General features: G+C 73.2%; 14 protein-coding genes. 8 read left to right on the forward strand and 6 right to left on the reverse strand.

The features are described 5' to 3' along the window. Positions 1–40: 40 nt before the first annotated feature. The 4 genes from JFN87_RS14720 to JFN87_RS14735 all read left to right on the forward strand — a co-directional run bounded on the left by JFN87_RS14720 (position 41) and on the right by JFN87_RS14735 (position 6,435). Entirely contained in the window at positions 41–1,501 is a 1,461-nt protein-coding gene (locus JFN87_RS14720) for an MFS transporter (protein WP_209340491.1), read from the forward strand. Further along, positions 1,498–3,735, forward strand: a complete 2,238-nt coding sequence (locus JFN87_RS34345) for a prolyl oligopeptidase family serine peptidase (protein ID WP_209340492.1) — start codon at positions 1,498–1,500, stop codon at positions 3,733–3,735. Before JFN87_RS14720 ends, JFN87_RS34345 begins: the two co-directional genes overlap by 4 nt. Before the next feature lie 246 nt (positions 3,736–3,981). Beyond that, on the forward strand, positions 3,982–4,251 hold the full coding sequence (locus JFN87_RS14730) for a hypothetical protein (protein ID WP_209340493.1): 270 nt from the start codon (positions 3,982–3,984) through the stop codon (positions 4,249–4,251). Positions 4,252–4,584: 333 nt separating this feature from the next. Further along, a complete protein-coding gene (locus tag JFN87_RS14735) occupies positions 4,585–6,435 on the forward strand; it encodes an AfsR/SARP family transcriptional regulator (RefSeq protein WP_209340494.1) in 1,851 nt (616 codons plus the stop codon). Between the two features lie 36 nt (positions 6,436–6,471). Here the strand turns inward: JFN87_RS14735 and JFN87_RS14740 are convergent, their stop codons facing one another. From JFN87_RS14740 to JFN87_RS14760, 5 genes are all read right to left on the reverse strand, one after another. Then, positions 6,472–6,924, reverse strand: coding sequence for a peroxiredoxin (locus JFN87_RS14740; protein WP_209340495.1), 453 nt, complete (start codon positions 6,922–6,924; stop codon positions 6,472–6,474). Positions 6,925–7,017: 93 nt separating this feature from the next. Continuing rightward, complete coding sequence (locus JFN87_RS14745) at positions 7,018–8,223, reverse strand: cytochrome P450 (protein ID WP_209340496.1); 1,206 nt, start codon at positions 8,221–8,223, stop codon at positions 7,018–7,020. Next, positions 8,220–9,230: a DUF1259 domain-containing protein gene (locus JFN87_RS14750; protein WP_209340497.1), complete on the reverse strand. Its 1,011-nt coding sequence runs from the start codon at positions 9,228–9,230 to the stop codon at positions 8,220–8,222. Before JFN87_RS14750 ends, JFN87_RS14745 begins: the two co-directional genes overlap by 4 nt. 79 nt (positions 9,231–9,309) lie before the next feature. After that, positions 9,310–10,209 (reverse strand): phosphotransferase family protein, encoded by a 900-nt coding sequence (locus JFN87_RS14755; RefSeq protein ID WP_209340498.1) that lies wholly within the window; start codon positions 10,207–10,209, stop codon positions 9,310–9,312. A 709-nt stretch (positions 10,210–10,918) separates the two neighbouring features. Beyond that, positions 10,919–11,146 carry a hypothetical protein gene (locus tag JFN87_RS14760; protein WP_209340499.1) on the reverse strand — a complete coding sequence of 76 codons (228 nt, stop codon included), beginning with the start codon at positions 11,144–11,146 and terminating at the stop codon, positions 10,919–10,921. Positions 11,147–11,261: 115 nt separating this feature from the next. On the opposite strand from JFN87_RS14760, the gene JFN87_RS14765 reads away from it, so the two are divergent. Further along, on the forward strand, positions 11,262–12,089 hold the full coding sequence (locus JFN87_RS14765; protein WP_307865451.1) for a helix-turn-helix domain-containing protein: 828 nt from the start codon (positions 11,262–11,264) through the stop codon (positions 12,087–12,089). Further along, positions 12,086–12,286 (forward strand): DUF397 domain-containing protein, encoded by a 201-nt coding sequence (locus JFN87_RS14770; RefSeq protein ID WP_209340500.1) that lies wholly within the window; start codon positions 12,086–12,088, stop codon positions 12,284–12,286. The genes JFN87_RS14765 and JFN87_RS14770 overlap by 4 nt, the downstream gene beginning before the upstream one ends. Before the next feature lie 105 nt (positions 12,287–12,391). On the opposite strand, the gene JFN87_RS14775 is transcribed toward JFN87_RS14770, so the two are convergent. Further along, positions 12,392–12,715 (reverse strand): antibiotic biosynthesis monooxygenase, encoded by a 324-nt coding sequence (locus tag JFN87_RS14775; protein WP_209340501.1) that lies wholly within the window; start codon positions 12,713–12,715, stop codon positions 12,392–12,394. 320 nt (positions 12,716–13,035) lie between these two features. Between JFN87_RS14775 and JFN87_RS14780 the strand changes: the two genes are divergently transcribed. Together JFN87_RS14780 and JFN87_RS14785 are read left to right on the forward strand one after the other, a co-directional pair. Then, positions 13,036–14,106, forward strand: a complete 1,071-nt coding sequence (locus JFN87_RS14780; RefSeq protein ID WP_209340502.1) for a sigma-70 family RNA polymerase sigma factor — start codon at positions 13,036–13,038, stop codon at positions 14,104–14,106. A gap of 130 nt (positions 14,107–14,236) precedes the next feature. After that, the coding region (locus JFN87_RS14785; protein ID WP_209340503.1) for a phytoene desaturase family protein at positions 14,237–15,821 on the forward strand (1,585 nt) is incomplete at its 3' end.

Consider the following 15,821-nt stretch of genomic DNA (forward strand, 5'->3'; position numbering starts at 1 on the left):
CCACGACGCGAGCTGACGCCGCTGAATCTCGGAGGTAAGCATGAACGGCACCGCCGGTGCCGGGGTCCTGCGTGCGAACAAGGACTTCAGGCTGTACTGGCTCGGCTCGGCGCTCTCCACGCTGGGCTCGCAGATGTCCCTCATCGCCTTCCCCCTGCTCGTCCTGTCGCTGGGGCAGGGGGCCGCGCAGGCCGGGCTGGTGGCCACGGCTTCGTTGCTGACGCGCCTGGTACTGCGCCTGCCCGCAGGGCAGTTGGCCGATCGGGTGGACCGGCGGCGGCTGATGGTCGGCACGGACCTGATCCGGCTTGTGGCGCTGGGCAGCATCCCGGCCACCGCGTCGCTCGGCGCGCTCGTCTATCCGCAACTGCTCGCCGTCGCCGTGGTGGAGGGGTGCGCCACGGCGGTCTTCTCGCCCGCCGGCGTCATCGCGGTACGTGACGTGGTGTCCGAGGACCAGTTGCCCGACGCCCTGGGGAGGAGCCAGGCCGCGCTGTCGGCTGCCTCCCTGGTGGGGCCCTTCGCCGGCGGTTGGCTGTTCGCCGTGGACCGGCTGCTACCGTTCACCGCCGACGCCCTCTCGTACGGCATCTCCGCGATCCTGCTGCTCCGCATGACCACCCGGCCCCCGGCGCCCGGCGCGTCCGCCGCGGGAGACTCCAGTCCTCTCGCCGGGCTGCGCTGGCTCGGACGCAACCCCACGCTGCTGCGGGCGCTGCTGTTCGCCGCGGTGCTCAACCTGGCAGGCTCGGCCGCCGAGGTGGCCGTGGTGATCACCCTGCGCGGGCAGCACACGGGCAGCACGGCGATCGGCCTGGTGATGGGCTGCGCCGGGATCGGCGCCGTACTCGGAGCCGTCGCCGCGCCGAGGGTGCTCCGCTTGCTCACCCCCGTGCGGTTGTTCCTGGCCGTGGGCGTGACCTGGGCGCTGGGGCTCGCGGTGCTCGCGGTCCCGCCGGGACCGCTGGTGGTCGGCGTGGTGCTGGTGTTGTTGATCTTCCTTACGTCCCCGGCCGGGATCGTCGTCAGCGGCGCCCTGATGACCGGCCCGCCACGTGAACTGCTCGGCCGGGTCAGCACGGCGGCGAACCTGCTGATCGCGGGTCTCGCGGCGGTGGGCCCCGCCGCGGTGGGTGTGCTGATCGAGGACGCGGGGGTGTCGAACACCTGGCTCCTGCTCGCGGCCCTGGTGGCCGCCGCGACGGCGGCCGCGGCGATCCCGCTGGTGCGGGGAGGCTCGCTCACACCGTCCGCGGAGGACACACCGCCCGCGGAGGACACACCGCCCGCGGAGGACACACCGGCCTCTGAGGGCACAGCGGCTGCTACGGAGGAGACACCGAACGCCGAGAACACACCGGAGGCCGGGGGGACGGCGGCGGCCGTGGAGACGCGGGGCGATCTCGTCCTGCACGCCGACACGGCCCCCGGCGGCCGCGAGCCCGGCCCCGGGACGGACCCCGGGCAGAGCGACGACGACCGTGCCGAGGAGAAACCGTGACCGCCCCCGCTTCCACGACCACCACCCCGACCGCCGCCGTCCCCGCGTACCCGACGGCCCTTCGGACGGGCCCCGTTGAGCGCCTGCACGGCACGGACGTGGCCGACCCCTACCGTTGGCTTGAGGAAGAGGCCGACCCGGCCACCGTCGCGTGGAGCGCCGCCCAGGACGCGCTGTTCGCGGCCCACCGCGGCACCTGGGCGTCGCTCGGGCCGCTGCGTGGGCACCTGGCGGCCCTGATGGCCGGCGGCTCGATCACCGCTCCCGTCCCCCGGGGCGGCAGGCTCTTCGACACCGTCCGGGCGCCGGGCCGTGACCAGCCCGTGCTGCGGGTCGTGGAGGACGGCGGCGCACGCACCCTGTGGGACCCGCTCGCGCACGACCCGGCGGGGCTGACGGTGCTGGAGAGCTGGGAACCGTCCTGGGACGGCTCCCTGGTCGCGGTGCAGTACTCGGCGGGCGGCACCGAGCGGTGCGAACTCGTGGTGCTCGACGTGGCGAGCGGCCGCACGGTGGACGGACCCATAGACCGGCTGCGGCGCTCCCCGGTCGCCTGGCTGCCCGACTCCGCCGGCTTCTACTACGTGCGCAGCCTGCCGCCGCAGGACGCGCCGGGGGAGGAGCGCTACCACCGCCGGGTGGGCCTGCACCGCATCGGCGCCGATCCCCGGCAGGACGCGCTGGTCTTCGGCGCGGGCCGCGCGATGGACGACTACTACGCGCCCGCACTGTCCCCCGATGGCCGCTGGCTCACGATCACGGCCACCAGGGGCGCCTCACCCGCGACGGAACTGTGGCTCGCCGACCTCACGGCGGCCGCCCCCGAGGCACCCCGGCTGCGCCGGGTGGGCGGGCCCGGCGGCTCCGGCGGGCCGGGTGGCTCCGGTGGGCCGGCCGGCCCCGGCGTCCGGGCGACGCTGCTGCTTCCGTCCGGCACGACACCGGACGGCCGTGCCTACCTCCTGACCCGCCGGAACGCGCCCAACGGGCGGATCGAGGTGACGTCACCGGCACGGCTGACCGGGCAGGAGGCTGCCGGCGTGCCCGACGACCACACCGCCGCATCGCCGCGCGCCACCGTCCTGATACCCGAGGACCCCGTCGCCGTGCTCACCGACTTCGCCGTGCTGGACGGGCCCGCACTCGACCGCCCCGTCGTACTGGTCACGCGCGTACGGCACGCCGTCGGCGAGATCACCGTCCACGACCTCGCGACAGGGCGGGAACTCGGCACGCTGGAGCTGCCCGGGCCGGGAACGGTCGGTGAGTTGCACGCCACACCCGGCGGGCACGAGGCGTACTTCGGCTACACGGACCACGCGACCCCGGCACGCGTCCTGCGCTTCGACGCACGCTCCGGGGCGCTCGCACCCTTCCACGCAGGCGGTGACACCGGCCCGTTGGAGGAGCGGGGCGCCGCGCACGCCGCCGGGTGCGTCACGCGACGAGTGCGCTGCCGCTCGCACGACGGGACGCCCGTCACCCTGTTCGTGCTCTCGCCCACCGGCCGTCCGGACCGGCCGCGTCCGACGGTGCTCAGCGGCTACGGCGGCTTCGGCGCGTCCATCGTGCCGGGGTTCGCACCGCAGGCGCTCGCCTGGGTCGCGGCAGGGGGCGTGTACGTCTTCGCCTGCCTGCGCGGCGGCGGCGAGGAAGGGCAGCGGTGGCACGACGCGGGGCGGCGCGCCGCGAAGCAGAACACGTTCGACGACCTGGACGCCGCGGCGGACTGGCTGGTGGACGCCGGCTGGGCCGATCCGGCGCGGCTCGGGCTGCTCGGCAGTTCCAACGGCGGCCTGACCGTGGCCGCCGCGATGACCCAGCACCCGGAGAAGTACGCGGCGGTCGTGGCGGTCGCGCCGCTGCTGGACATGGTCCGCTACGAGCGCTCGGGGATGGGGCCGAGCTGGCGCGAGGAGTACGGCAGCGCCGACGACGCCGACGACTTCGCCGTGCTGCACGCCTACTCGCCGTACCACCGGGTCCGCGCGGGCGTCCGCTACCCGGCGGTCCTGCTCGGCGCGGCGGACGGCGACACCCGGGTCAGCCCGTCGCACGCCCGCAAGATGTGCGCCGCCCTGCAACACGCGTCCACAAGCCCTGGGCCCGTGCTGCTGCGCCTGGAACGCGGGGTCGGGCACGGCACGCGCGGCACGGCGACCACCACGGAACTCTTCGCCGACGTGATGGGGTTCCTGGCGGAGCACCTGGGTCTCGCGGTACCCGGCGCCTGACCGACCTCCGGCGGACGGGGACCCATTGGCCGCGCCCTGGCATGTGTCACCAGCATGTTTCCTCGTCGACCGCGCCACACCGAACGCCCGCACGGGCGTCCCATTTCCACCATCAGCAGACGTTTTGTGCGACAGGGTTCTTGGTGCATGCAGTTTCTGACATGGAAGCACTCCCTTCAACGGCCGCCGTCCACGGAGCAGTCTGGGACCACGTCCAGCTCGACGCACCGACCGAGGGAGCACCCCATGAACCGAATCCGCCGTCTCGCCCTCCGCTCCGGCGCCGTCGCGGCACTGGCCCTGCTCGTGGCGATCCCCCCGGCGGCGGCAGCGGAACACGCGACGGCCGGGCACGCGGCGCCCCGGCATGAAGCGGCCGTGCACGCGCCGGCCGTGCACGCGGCGGCCGGATCCGGCGGGCACCGTGCGGTCGCCAGACAGCCCACCGCCATGACTGTCATGTACTCGTGTGGTGACGGCGACGGCAGCACCGAGGACACGGCTTGGGGGCACTGACGCGTGCAGGTTCCCCATCCCGGCCCCGCCGTCCCGGGTGAGCATCGGCGCCCCGGCCGCCTGGGCACGGCGCTGCTGGCCGTGGCGGCCGGGCTCGGCTGCCTCGCGGCCGTCCGGTGCGCGACCCGCCTGACGGCCGCCAGGCGCCGTGTCCATCACCGCCGTGCCCGGCAGGTCCTGGCGGAGCGGTACAGGGACGAGCAGTATCCGTGGCCGTGAGCAGCCGGCCCCGTGACCATGAACAGCCGGGCCCTGGTGGGCCCGTGGCCGGGCCCCGGTGGGTCCGTTGGCGCCGGCCGGCGGCCCCCCGTGCGGCCGAAGGGAGGAATCGTCATGGCCGGACCCGCGGTCGAGTTCCGCGTCCTGGGTGAACTGGCCGTCCAGGCCGGCGGCCGGGAGATCGACCCCGGCCCGCACAAGCGGCGCCTGGTGCTCGCCCTCCTGCTGTGCCGTGCGAACTCCGTGGTCTCCACCGACCTGCTCACCGAGGCCGTCTGGGGCGACGAGCCGCCGCGCACCGCGCGCAAGAACCTCCAGGTGCACGTCTCGGCATTGCGCGCGCTGCTGCCGCCCGCGAGTCCCGGCGGCGCGCCGCGGATCGTGCACCGGCCGGCCGGTTACCAACTGCGCGTGGAGCCGGACGAGTTGGATCTGTTGTGTTTCGAGCGTCTCGTGCACACCGCGCGCAAGGCGTCCGGGCTCGCCGCCGAGCAGGCCGGTCAGGCGGCGTCGGGGGTCTCCGAACACGCTGCCAGGCTGCTGGACGAGGCGCTCGCCCTCTGGCGCGGCGACATGCTCGCGGACCTCGGCGATTCCGGTGTGATACGCGAAGAGGCCGACAGGTGGTCCCTGCGCCGGCTTGCGGTCTGTGAGGACTGGGCCGAGACTTCCGTGGCGCTCGGCCGCCACACCGTCGTGGCGGACCGCCTCGCCGATACCGTACGTGCCCACCCCCTGAGGGAGCGGCTGCTCGCCGTGCACATGACCGCACTGCATCGGTCGGGACGCCGTACCGAGGCACTGGCCTGCTACGACGAGTACCGCAAGCTGCTCGCCGCGGAACTCGGCCTCGACGTGGGCCCCGCGGTCACCGCCGTGCACCGCTCCCTGCTGGCGTCCGCGGCGGCGTCCCCGGCCCCGCTCGCGGAGTGGGCACGCGAGCGGCCGCGGCGCGGGGCCGCGCCCCGGACCCGGCTGCTGCTGCCCGCGGCCCTGGACGACTTCACCGGGCGCTCGGCCGAGACCGCGCAGCTGCTGGACGCCGTCGGCACCCGCCGCAGGTCCGTGCAGCTGTCCGGGCCGCTCGGCGTCGGCAAGACGTCACTGGCCGTGCACGTCGCACACCGGATGGCGCCCGGCTTCCCCGACGGCTGCCTGCTGATCCGGATGCGCCGCCCCGACGGCACGCCACGCCCGGTGCCGTCCCTGCTCGCCGAACTCCGGCGGATCACCGGCACGAACATGCCGCCGCCCGTCGACGAGGACGACGCCGTCGCGCTCTGGCAGGCCGAACTCCTGGACCGCGCACTGCTGCTCGTACTCGACGACGCGCCCGACGCCGCGTCCGTACGCCCGCTGCTGCCCGGCTCGGGCGACAGCGCCGCCGTGGTCACCACACGCTGCGGCCTGCCCGGCATCGGCTCACCGCACCGGGTCGAACTCGGCCCCTACCCGCTGCGCGACGCGGTGGAGTTCCTCGGCGGCCTGGTAGGCGCGCACCGCGTCCTGGCCGACCGCGCGGCGGCGGAACGCATCGTCGCCGCCGTCGGCCTGCTCCCGCTGACCATCCGCCTCTACGGCGGCAAACTCGCGGCGCTGCGGCACGTGTCGCTGCCCGCGTACGCGTCACGTCTGGAACGCGGCACGGCGATCCTCGACGAACTGGCCACGGCCGACCCCGCCGTCCGCCCACTGCTGGCCGGCTGGTGGCGCGACCTCCCGGCGCCCGCCCGCGACACCCTCGCGGCGCTGGGCCGGCTGCCCGGCCCCCTGTTCACACTGGCCGACGCGGCCGAGGCCATGGCGCTGCCCGAGGACCACGCGTACCGCCTGCTTGAGCTGCTGCTGGAACGGCGGGAGCTGGACAGTCAACTGGCGGAGGTCACCGCGCACACCACGCTCTACGAGCTGCCTCTGCTGTCCCATCTGTACGCCCGCGAACAGGCGATGTCCGCGCGGGCGTGAGCCTCGCCCGCGCGCACGCCCACGCCCGCACGCGGATCAGGCGAAGGCGCGCAGCGCCTCGTCCGCGTGCCGGGTCATGTTCGTCTCACTGCTGATGACCTTGACGACGCGCCGATCGGTGCCGATCGCGAACGTCCAGCGCTTCACGGGCGTGAGCCTGCTCAGCAGGCCACTGCGCGCGACACCGAAGACGCCGGCGACGGCGCCGTCCTCGTCGGACAGCAGCGGGTAGTCGAACGTGTGCAGGTCGGAGAACTCCTTCTGCTTCGCCGGCGCGTCCCGGCTGATCCCCACCCGCTGCACGCCGGCGGCGGCGAACTCGGCCGCCAGGTCACGGAAGTGGCAGGCCTCCTTCGTGCAGCCGGCCGTCATCGCGGCGGGATAGAAGAACAACACCACAGGGCCGCCGGCCAGCAGCCCGCTCAGCGAGCGCTGCTCGCCGTTCTGGTCGGGCAGTTCGAAGTCAGGGACGAGCTCGCCTTCTCTCATGCCCCCACCATGCCACTTCGGGAAGGACCACGCGGCAGCAGCCCTTCCCTCGCGCATGGACCGCTCAGGCGGGGACGACGGCAGAGAGCGCGCTCACCATGCCACCGGCAGCTCCAGCGGGAACCGCCGGATCGTCTCCGTGTCCCACCGCACCTCGTCCGGCGGGACCGCCAGGCGCAGCCCCGGGAAGCGCTCCACCAGCCGGCCGACGGCCACTTCGAGCTCCGCCATGCCCAGGGGCATGGCGATGCACCGGTGGCCGCCCCATCCGAAGGTCATATGGGGGCTGTTCGGCCGGTCGAGGTCGATCGTGTGGGGGTCGGTGTAGCGTTCCGGGTCGCGGTTGGCGGTCAGGTAGGACAGGTGCACGTAGTCGCCCGCCCGGATCAGGACCCCGTCCACCTCCACGTCCTCGAGCGCCACCCGCGGGATGCCCACGCCCTTGCGGAAGGGGATGTGGCGGAGCATCTCGTGCAGGACGCCGGGGAGGGTCTCGGGGCTGTTCCTGATCCGGGCCAGCAGTTCGGGGCGTGTCAGGAGCAGGTAGACGATGTCGCTGATCTGGCAGGTCGCCGTGTCCTGGCCGCTGAGCGCCAGCACGAGGGCCATGACGGCCAGTTCCTTGTCGTCGAGTTGCTCCGCACCGTCGCGCGCCGCGGCCATGGCGCTGATGAGGTCTTCCCCCGGGCTGTCGCGGCGTTCCTCGACGAGCCCCGCGAAGTACGCGATCAGGTCGGCCTTGGCGGCCTTCGCGGTCTCCTTGCTCTGCGCGTCGACGACGAGGAGCCGGTGCACGGACTCCTGGATCCGCTCCCAGTCCCGGCGCTCGACGCCGAGGAGGTCGAGGACGGTGTGCTGGGGGAGCGGGTCGGAGAGGTGCGAGACCAGGTCGGCCGGCGAGCCGTGCTGCTCCATGGTGTCGAGCAGGAGGTCCGTGAGCCGGATGATGCGGGGCCGCATGGCCTCGACGTGCGCCGGGGTGAAGGCCTGGGATGCCAGGTGGCGCACGCGGCTGCTCTGCGGTGGGTCCATCACGTTGATCGACTCGGGCGAGACGATCGGCTCGGGCGTCATCCGCGGGTAGTCGCGGCCGATGATGCCGGCGCGGCTGAACCGCGGATCGGTGGTCACCTGCTTGACGGCGTCGAATCCGGTGACCAGCCAGGCCTCGGCCTCGCCGTAGGGGAGCCGGATCCGCGCAGGCGACGCGCGTCGCATCAGGTCCGTGAGCGCGGGGTCGAACTCGAGGGCCTCACTGAAGTCGAACGGGCAGTGCACGATGTCGTTCTCCGCGCTCATGAGCCGACCACCCCGGCGGCCATGGGCGCGACGTTGGTGGTGTCCACGGCCCGGTGCAGGGCCGCGGCGAGCTTCACCGCGTCGCCCACGGCCCACACGTGCAGGAAGAACAGGCGTGGTTCGTCGGTCAGGTTGTGGTGGTGCAGCTCGACGAGCTCGATCCCGCCCTGCCGCAGGGCCACGAGGACCGGCTGCACCTCGCTCGCGATCATCGCCAGGTCAGCGCTGAGAGCGGCCCTGCCGCCGCCGAGCGGCTGGAAGTTGGCTGAGGTGGTGGCACCCAGGCCAGGAGGAAGGACCACGTGGCCGTCGGTGATGGTCTCGCGGCGTACGAAGACGCACTTGTAGACCTCCGCGTCGGCGTATCCCTTGACGCCGAGAGCCGTGTCGATCGCGGCCGTGTCCAGGTCGACCGCCGCGGGAGCGGTGGCGGTGGCGGGTTCGGCGGGTGGCGTCCCGGTGCCGTCGAACGCGGCGCGCAGGCCACGGGCGACAGCGACCGGATCGTTGCCGTGGGCGTGCACGTGGACCCACCAGACCTGGGGCGAGTGCGCCAGCAGGTGCTTGTGGATGGCGGTCGGCATGATCCCGTGCCGCAGCAGCGCGTCGATGAAGCCCTGCAGTTCGGGTTCGGTGACCACCGTGTCGCCCATCAGGAGCGTGCTGCGGTCGGCGTAGCGCACGAAGGACACGTGCGTGCCCAGGGCAAGCTCGGGGGTGATCCGGACGCCTTGCGACTGGACGGCGAGATCCCGGCGCGGGAACGGCGTGTGGTACATGAACCGCTTCATGTCACCGGGGCGGCCGAGAGCGTCGCGCACGTCCTCCCACTCGGCCAGCCTGGTCGTCACCGGCCTGACCGCCGTGGAGCGGGGAGGCGCGGTGGGCAGGGCGCCGGCCTCGGCCGGCACGCCGGTGAGCACGGGTGCCAGGGCCGCCACGGTCAGTACGCGGCGCCGCGACGGAATGAATCGGGAACGGGGGTCCTGCTGTCTGTCGTCAGCCATGTCGTATGCCTCCTGGCGCGATGGAAGCACGTGACCTGGCGCAGATCGGTGACCCGCACCGTGCCACCGGCCAGGCGGCCTAAACCGGGCGGCGCGCGGCCCACGGGTGGTCGACGTGTTCGAGATCCTCCAGCACGGTCACGGCGTCCTCCCACGGGCGCACCCGCGCCGCATCGCGCCGTCGCCAGCGCCCGGCGAGGAACTGCACGCATGCCACGGTCAGCCACCAGCGGGTCGCGACGGCGCCGGGTTGCCGGCCGGTGCCCGCGGCATAGCCGTGCCAGACGGCGGCGGCTTGGCGTCGGGCCAGGTCGCCGCCGGCGGGGTCGGCATTGAGCAGTGCCAGGACCGCGGCGCGGGCGGGATCGAGCCCCATGGGAGTCGCTTGCGCGGTCTCCCAGTCGATCAGGTGGTCCGGCCCGGCGTCGCTGACCAGGAAGTTCCCGGGCCCCGGATCCCCGTGCGCAAACACCGGGCGCGACAGCGGCGGGACCGGGACCTCGGCGGCAACCCGCTGCACGACAGCGGCATGCGCGCTGGGCAGCTGCGCCACCAGCATCGCCGTGGCGTGCTCATGGTGGGCCACCGCCTCGTCCGCACCCACCAGGCGGACTCCGGAGCCGGCGACGGGCAGCCGGGTCAGGCCTGCGAGGCAAGTGCCCATCCGCCGCCAGTCGAACGGGGTGACGGGCCGGCGCCCCCGTACCCGTCCCAACACCAGGCATCTGGCCCCTTGAAGCTCCCCGCTACGTACCTCGCCCCAGCGGTACACGCGCGGAACGGCCACCCCATGCCGCGCCGCCCAGGACAGAGCGCGGTACTCCGCGTGCAGCCGGCCGGCCGCGCCTTCCACCTTCGCGACGACCTCCTCGGCAGCGGGGGAGAGACCGAAGAACACCACATTGTTCTGGCCGCCGGACGCCGGCGTCAGCCGGCTCACGGTGAAACCGTCGGTGAGTTCAAGTTGCCTGAGCGTCAAGGGCTGTTCCCGGTTCGCCGGAGCTGCTCGGTTGGGCACCCCGGAGGTCCTGGGTTTTGTCCGACCCGCACAAGTTCCGTGCCGGGAGACTGTTCCAGACCGCAGGGGCGGGTGTGGGCTCGTACGGCGGACCATGAGAAACAGACGAGCTGTCAACCGATCACATGTGAACGGCAGTTCGTCTCGTGTGGGGAGCTCCGGACGGCGGGAGCCTGGAAGCAGCGCCGAACCAGAGCTCCCCAACACGACGACACTCCGCAATCGACCTACGGAGCCGCCATGCAGGATAATCCCCACTCCCTCCCGTCCGGAACCATCTCGCGCCATGATCAGGTGCTCACGCGCCGGACCAGGGTGCGGCGGTGGGTGAGCCGGAACCGTCGCGGAATCGTCACCCACTTCGTGCGAGGCATTGCCTACGGCGCGGGACTCGGCCTCATGGGCCTGACCGTGTGGGTGATCGAGAACCACTGATCCGCTGGGGCCCGGACGGCTGGTCCGGGCCCCGGCCCGGGCTGCCCGCCTGCCGCTCGACTCGGTGACCCCCGTGTGGTGCTGCGGCGTTCACCGCGCCAGGCGCGGCTCCACTTGTTGGCCTCCCGTACCTTGGCCATCAGCGCGTCGCGCCGCACGGAGGCCTGTGTGGCGTCCTCGCCCTGCCCGCCCGGCTCGGTGGGGCCCTCGGGGACGGGGGGCGACGCCTGCGCCGTCACTGGGCGGACTTGCGCAAGGCTGCCGCCAATTGCCGGGCCACGTCGGCGCGGCAGCGGCCGAGTTCGACCAGCGGCGGCAGGCAGTCGCTCGTCATGGACGGCAGGTCGATCCCGAGCGAGGGCAGCACGAGCCCCACCGCGGCCAGCGCCGCCCGCAGTTCGTTGCGTGCCGCGCCTGCTTCCCGGATCTTCGCGTCCGTGCCCTTGGGCTTGTTCGCTTCCATACGCGCACCTCTCCTGGTCGAGTACCGCTTCGCAGCACCGAGCATGGATGCGTAGCGGTACGCTCACCAAGAGTTACGGTTTTCGGAGCATCGGAACGAAAACGGGAGTCGGCCAGTGCCCGCACCGAAAGAGCTCGATCCGAGTGCCTCGCTCGCCGCGCTCTACGGCGCGAAGTTACGCAAGCTGCGCGTGCGGGCGGGGCTCACGCAGCGGCAGCTCGGCGACAGGATCCCCATCGCCCACAGCCGCATCGCGCAGTTCGAGCTGGGCAAGGAGGTGCCGCCGGAGGACGTCAACGCCAAGCTGGACGTTCTGCTGGGCGCGGACGGGGACTTGGTTGATCTGTGGGGTCACACCAAGCGGACTCCTTACCCCGACTGGGCGCGCAAGTTCATGGCGTACGAGGCGGTCGCGTGCGCTATGCACAAGTACATGGCCCACAGTGTGCCGGGGCTTCTGCAAACCGAGGCGTACGCCCGCGAGCTGCTGAGGCTCGGTCTCCCGTGGTGCACGACGGAAGAGATCGAAGCGGCGGTCTCGGCTCGAATGGAACGCCAAGCGCTCCTCCGGAGCGAGCGGCCGCCGCTCTTCTGGGTCGTGCTCGACGAAGCAGTGATCCGCAGGCCCGTCGGCGGAAACGCAGTCATGCGCGAGCAGTTGGCTCAGGTTGTGAACGCCGCGGCGGCCCCACGAGTCGAAGTTCAGGTCCTGCCCTTCGCCGCAGGCGCACACTCCGCCATGGGCGGGTCCCTTACCGTCCTGTCATTCGAGAGCGGGCCTGATGTGGCCTATCTGGAGGCTGACCACTCCGGAGAGCTGGTCGAGGATCGGGTCATGGTGGCCAAGCACTCGTATCGTTACGATCTCGTGCATGCCCAAGCTCTGTCGCCCATGGCGTCAACAGCTCTGCTTCACAAGGCGATGAAGGAGTTCGGAACATGAGTTCCGTACGGATAGACACAGCGACCGCGTCATGGCGGAAGAGCTCTTACAGCAACGGAGCGGGGGGCGATTGCGTGGAAGTGGCAGACCTCCCGGAGGTCGTTCCGGTTCGCGACAGCAAGAACCCCGCCGGCCCGGCGCTCCTCATCCCCAACTCCGCCTGGGACGCCTTCGTTCGGCACGTCCGGCAGGCGTAGCCGCGCCCGGGCCCGCGACCGGCGCGCGCGGGCGTCGGAGCGCCGCGACATCATGGCGCCACGGCGCCGCCATGCGCGTCGCCGTGGCGCCAGGACCTCACAGCGTCATGGCCTTTGCGCCACCGCCGGCGAGAGGCCGTACGAGCCGACCGCCGTCGCGCTCCTCCGCGAGAGAGTGCCTGGGACGGCGCGGTCGGCGAAGCCCTGCTGGAAGGACGTGAACGCCGATGACCCGGTCAGGGGAGTCTCCGCGTCCTCGGTGACCACGAGGTGCACGAAGGTCACCCCGTCGTCAAGGCGGAACGCCACGTAGCGCAGGCCGCCTGGGTCCTGGTCGTTCAGTTCGGACATGACGGCTTCGATCAGCCGCTGGTTCTCGTCGGCGGCCTCGGGGCGTACCTCGTACTGGATGATCGCGACGTTGGACATGGTGCCTTCTTTCTCGGTAGCGGAAACGGGACAAGGAGCCGGCCATGCCGGGCGCGCGAAGCCCCGGCTGAGCTCGGGAGTGACCATGACTGCCGACCCTTCTCGTGCGGTGTGCCCGATCGGGCAGGTCGTTCTCCGGTACTGATACGGCCGGGTGCCGCATCTCATCGGTCCGCCCGCGATGAACCCGACGAACCTGGGGAGCCGCCGGGCCGACCGATGAGATCGCGGGGCGGCGCGGGTCTGACCGGGGGACGGCACCAGGCCCGTGGCACAGGCGCGAGCACCGGTGCACACACCGGCTCACGCGAGGAGCGGCCTTGGACACGACACGATCGGCCGCGCGGCACAGGGGCGCGCCGGATCACGAGGGCGCGCCGGATCACGAGAGCGCGCCACATCACGAGAGCGCGCCGGACGCGGCCGCGGCGGCGGGTGACGCGGACTTCGCCCGCGTCACCGCCCCCTACCGCCGTGAACTGCTCGCGTACTGCTACCGCATGCTCGGGTCGGTGCACGACGCCGAGGACCTGGTGCAGGAGACCCTGCTGCGCGCCTGGCGCGCGTACGGCGGCTTCGAGGGCCGCTCCAGCCTGCGCACGTGGCTCTACCGCATCGCCACCAACGCCTGCCTGCGCGCGCTGGAGAACCGCGGCCGCCGCCCGCTGCCGTCCGGGCTCGGCTCCCCGGAGGACTCCGCGCACGCGCAGGTGCGCGCGGCGGCCCCCGAGGTGCCGTGGCTCGAACCCTTCCCCGACGAGCGGGGCGACGCCGGCGACCCCGGCGCGGTCGTGGCGTCCCGCGCCGGGACGCGGCTGGCGCTGATCGCCGCCCTGCAGTACCTGCCGGCCCGGCAGCGTGCCGCGCTCATCCTGCGGGACGTACTGGACTACCCGGGTCCGCAGGTCGCCCAGCTGCTGGGGATCTCGCCGGCCGCCGTCAACAGCCTGTTGCAGCGTGCCCGTACGCATCTGCGGCGGATCGCGCCCAGCGAGGACGATCTCGTCGAGCCCGACGACCCGGACCTGCGCGCCCTGGTCGACCGGTACGCCGCCGCATTCCGGCACGCCGACATCGACGCGCTGACCCGGCTGCTCACGCGGGACGCGGTGTACGAGATGCCGCCGATCCCCACCTGGTTCGCCGGGCGGGCCGTCGTGGCCGCCTTCGTCGCGAGCCGGGTCCCGGCCGACCCCGCCGACCTGCGGTACGTGCGTACCACGGGCAACGGCCAGCCGGCGCTCGCCACCTACCGCCGCGAGCCGGGCGGCGTGCACCGGGCGCACTCGATCCAGGTCCTCACCTTCGCCGGCCCGCTCATCGCCCGGGTGACCGCCTTCCAGGACCTGGCACTGTTCCCGCTCTTCGGACTTCCGGACGCCCTCACCTGATCCTGATCCCGGGCCGCCCCCGCCCGAGGCGGACGTGTCGGACGTCGCCGACCGGGCACCCGTCACGCGCCGACGCGTGGGCACCGCGCGCCGCAGGACGTTGCCAGGGGGACCGAGACGGGAGGCGAGGATGCCGGACGCGATCGTCGTCGGGGCCGGCCCCAACGGGCTGGTCGCCGCGAACCTGCTGGTGGACGCGGGCTGGAGCGTCGAGGTGCTGGAGGCGCAGGCGAAGCCGGGCGGCGCCGTCCGGCACGACCGTGGCGTGCACCCCGACTACGTGTCCGACATGTTCAGCGCGTTCTACCCGCTCGCAGCCGCCTCCCCGGTGCTGTCGAAGCTCGACCTGCCCGCCCACGGCCTGCGCTGGAGCCATGCGCCGCACGTCGTCGCCCACCCGCTGCCCGACGGGCGCTGCGCGCTCCTCGACCGCGACCGCGGTGTGACGGCGGACAGCCTCGACGCGTTCGCCGCGGGTGACGGGGACGTCTGGCGGGACCTGTGCGCGGTGTGGGACGGCGTGCGCGACGACCTCCTGCAGGCGCTCTTCACGCCCTTCCCGCCGGTGCGGGCCGGGCTGCGGCTGGCGGGGCGGCTGCGCGCGTCCGGTGGGCTGAGGCTGGCGCGCCGCATGATCCTTCCGGTGCGGCGGTTCGGGGAGGAGGAGTTCGCGGGGGAGGGCGGTCGGGTCCTGCTCGCGGGCAACGCCCTGCACGCGGACCTCGCGCCCGAGACGGCGGGCAGCGGCGGGTTCGGGTGGCTGATGGCCATGCTCGGGCAGACGTACGGGTTTCCCGTGCCGGTCGGCGGCTCGGGCGAGCTGACGGCCGCGCTGGTGCGCAGGTTCGTCACGCGCGGCGGCGTGCTGCGCTGCGGGGAGCGCGTCGAGGAGATCGTCGTGCGGGGCGGGCACGCGGTGGGCGTGCGCACGGCGGGCGACGCCGTCCCCGCGCGCAAGGCCGTGCTCGCGGCGGTGGCCGCGCCGAGCCTGTACCGGGATCTGATCGCCAGGGAGCACGTGCCCGCGCGCATCCTCGCCGACCTGCGCCGTTTCCAGTGGGACTTCGCCACCTTCAAGGTGGACTGGGCGCTGTCGGGACGTGTGCCCTGGACGAGCCCAGAGGCTGCCGGGGCCGGGACCGTCCACCTGGCCGACGGCGTCGACGAGCTCACGCGCTTCGCCGCCCAGATCGCCATGAAGAAGGTGCCGGACCGGCCGTTCGTGCTCGTCGGGCAGATGACCACCGCCGACCCCGGCCGCTCGCCCGCCGGCACGGAGTCGGCCTGGGCCTACACGCACGTGCCCCACCGCGTCACCGGGGACGCCGGCGACGACGGGCTGACGGGGCGCTGGGACGAGGGGGACGGCGAGGTCCTGGCCGACAGGGTCGAGGCGCAGATCGAACGCCACGCCCCGGGCTTCCGCTCCCTCATCAGGGCGCGTCGCGTGCTGACGCCGCGGACGCTCCAGGCGATGGACGAGAACCTCCACGACGGCGCGATCAACGGCGGCACCACCAACATGCACCAGCAGCTCGTCTTCCGGCCCCTGCCGGGCACGGGCCGCCCCGAGACGGCCATCGCGGGCCTCTACCTCGCCTCGGCCTCCGCCCACCCCGGCGGCGGCGTCCACGGCGCCGCCGGCGCGAACGCGGCACGCGCCGCGGTCCACGCGGGCGGCCCTTCGGCCAGACCGGAGGAGCACACGTCTGAAC

The organism is Streptomyces montanisoli, from assembly GCF_017813245.1.
GTDB classification, from domain to species: domain Bacteria; phylum Actinomycetota; class Actinomycetes; order Streptomycetales; family Streptomycetaceae; genus Streptomyces; species Streptomyces montanisoli.

Bases quoted from the DNA above. Each gene is read 5' to 3' on its own strand.
- JFN87_RS14730 (WP_209340493.1), top strand. From the start codon at position 3,982: ATGAACCGAATCCGCCGTCTCGCCCTCCGCTCCGGCGCCGTCGCGGCA.
- JFN87_RS14750 (WP_209340497.1), bottom strand. From the start codon at position 9,230: ATGGCTGACGACAGACAGCAGGACCCCCGTTCCCGATTCATTCCGTCG.
- JFN87_RS14760 (WP_209340499.1), bottom strand. From the start codon at position 11,146: ATGGAAGCGAACAAGCCCAAGGGCACGGACGCGAAGATCCGGGAAGCA.
- JFN87_RS14735 (WP_209340494.1), top strand. From the start codon at position 4,585: ATGGCCGGACCCGCGGTCGAGTTCCGCGTCCTGGGTGAACTGGCCGTC.
- JFN87_RS14745 (WP_209340496.1), bottom strand. From the start codon at position 8,223: ATGAGCGCGGAGAACGACATCGTGCACTGCCCGTTCGACTTCAGTGAG.
- JFN87_RS14770 (WP_209340500.1), top strand. From the start codon at position 12,086: ATGAGTTCCGTACGGATAGACACAGCGACCGCGTCATGGCGGAAGAGC.
- JFN87_RS14775 (WP_209340501.1), bottom strand. From the start codon at position 12,715: ATGTCCAACGTCGCGATCATCCAGTACGAGGTACGCCCCGAGGCCGCC.
- JFN87_RS14740 (WP_209340495.1), bottom strand. From the start codon at position 6,924: ATGAGAGAAGGCGAGCTCGTCCCTGACTTCGAACTGCCCGACCAGAAC.
- JFN87_RS14720 (WP_209340491.1), top strand. From the start codon at position 41: ATGAACGGCACCGCCGGTGCCGGGGTCCTGCGTGCGAACAAGGACTTC.